1 protein-coding gene is annotated in these 1,837 nt (G+C 33.0%); it reads right to left on the bottom strand.

Going from position 1 to position 1,837, the window contains the following annotated elements:
* Positions 1-1,837: helicase HerA-like domain-containing protein (locus tag GSM_RS13535; protein ID WP_010078417.1), on the bottom strand; the 1,837-nt coding region annotated here is incomplete at both ends.

Here is a 1,837-nt window from a genome sequence, read left to right as displayed (position 1 = left end):
CCCTTGCATTGTGTTGCGCGTATACACCTTACGCGCATACTCTTCCTCGTTTTTTGCACCTTTAGTAATTAAATAAAATGAATGGTCTTCTAATCGTTTTATATTATCAGGTTTCACTACAAATTTATTTACACTTCTAATTGTTCCACGTGCCGATTTTGTATCTATTCGAGCAAAAACACTGCCTTTATCCTCTGTCATGATTGTTTTATCCAAATCTTCATAAGTTCCGACTAGATTTGCTACATAATCAGCACTTTCTGGATCGTTTGAGCGTCCTAGCATAAACGTGTTTACATTATCTCTTATTCGCTTGTCTAAGCCCTCTCCATTAGTATTCAAGTCCTCCATAGATTGAACTCCTAAAACCGCTCCAAACTTTGCACTTCGCGCTTTTGCAAGCACATCGATAATCTTCTCATTGGCATAACTTCCCCATTCATCAAAAAAACCTACTGCACCTTTAAACTCACTCTTATTAAATTTCTGTGTAACTGCAGTTGCAACGTCACTAACCACAAATCGTCCTAATTTTGGTATCAATGAACCATAATTATTACTGTTAAAGCTGAATAAAACAATATCATCTGTTTCCAAAAAACGTGTCATATCTATACTATTTTCTGTTTCACTTAACTTATATCCCAAATCAGATATAACTAGCAATTCAATTTGGATCTTTAACCCATAAATATTTTTCATGACATTTGCTTCATTTTCTTTAAACTCCTTAAAATCCTCATCATCAAAATTTTCTTTTCCAAAAAATAACTTGGTATATTTCTTAGCCTTTTCACTCAAATCATAAACTACTATCTTTTTTTCAATATATTTTGCTTTTTCTGCCATTTTCCCGATTCCTACAAGCCCCGTGTCCCCTGTTTTTCCGTCTTTCGTTTTAACTTTTCTTTTGACGTTTACTTCCCGTCTTATACTATCTGATTTTAAGGTTTCCCAAATATTATCAAAGTCTAAATACTCCAATAAAGTTGGTAAATCGCGTTTTATGCCGTAAGTGTCCATGAATTTAATTACTTTTAGCAACATATTATCACTAACGTTTTTATAAAATGGTTCACTCCAATCAAAAACGCTCATTAACCTTTCTTCAACTCCTGATGGCGAACCATTTTTTATCGGATTGTATGTTGTTTCTGTATTGTCTGAAAATATTTTAAATTTGCGTCCATATTTTGTGGCCAACTTTCCTAAATCATGTTCAATTTGTGGATCACCTTTAGCCTCCACATAAATTACAGGCAGCCCTGCTTTCATACATGCTTCTGCTTGTGCCAACATAACGACTGTTTTCCCTGATCCTGTCGTACCTTGAATTAATTCATGCGTAAATAACTGTTTTATTGGCAATTCTATTGCGTTCCCTTTTATATCAATCCCCAAATAAAGGTTTATATTTTTGGTGTCTTTTCTCCATTTTTCCTGCTGCTTATTAGTTATACTTAATCGCTTTTTAAAAATATTTCGATATCTGCCTGAATTTAAAAATCGAGAACTTTGCTCTTCTTTAACATTCACAAAATAATTAGTAACTAGTTTTTTTATTATTATTCCCACTAACAACGCCATAACCAAACCTAAAAATATCATTAATATCCAGTTGTACCAGTCAATAGAAAATGTATTGCCATTGTTAAAAACGTTTTCAAAGAAGTGCATTAATTTACTTGGTAATATTTTTTGATATAAGCCTAAAAATTGAAATAACGCCCCTATCTTAAACCTTAACAGCAACATTATTAGCAATATTAAACTAATCCCGCTCACGAATGATAGCCACTTTAATTTGTGAGAACTAGCTGCCAAACTTCCAACAACT

This window comes from Liquorilactobacillus mali KCTC 3596 = DSM 20444 (assembly GCF_000260415.1).
Taxonomy (GTDB): Bacteria; Bacillota; Bacilli; order Lactobacillales; family Lactobacillaceae; genus Liquorilactobacillus; species Liquorilactobacillus mali.
The sequence above is the reverse complement of the archived record's forward strand: the minus strand, read 5'-3'. Positions and strand labels throughout refer to the sequence as shown.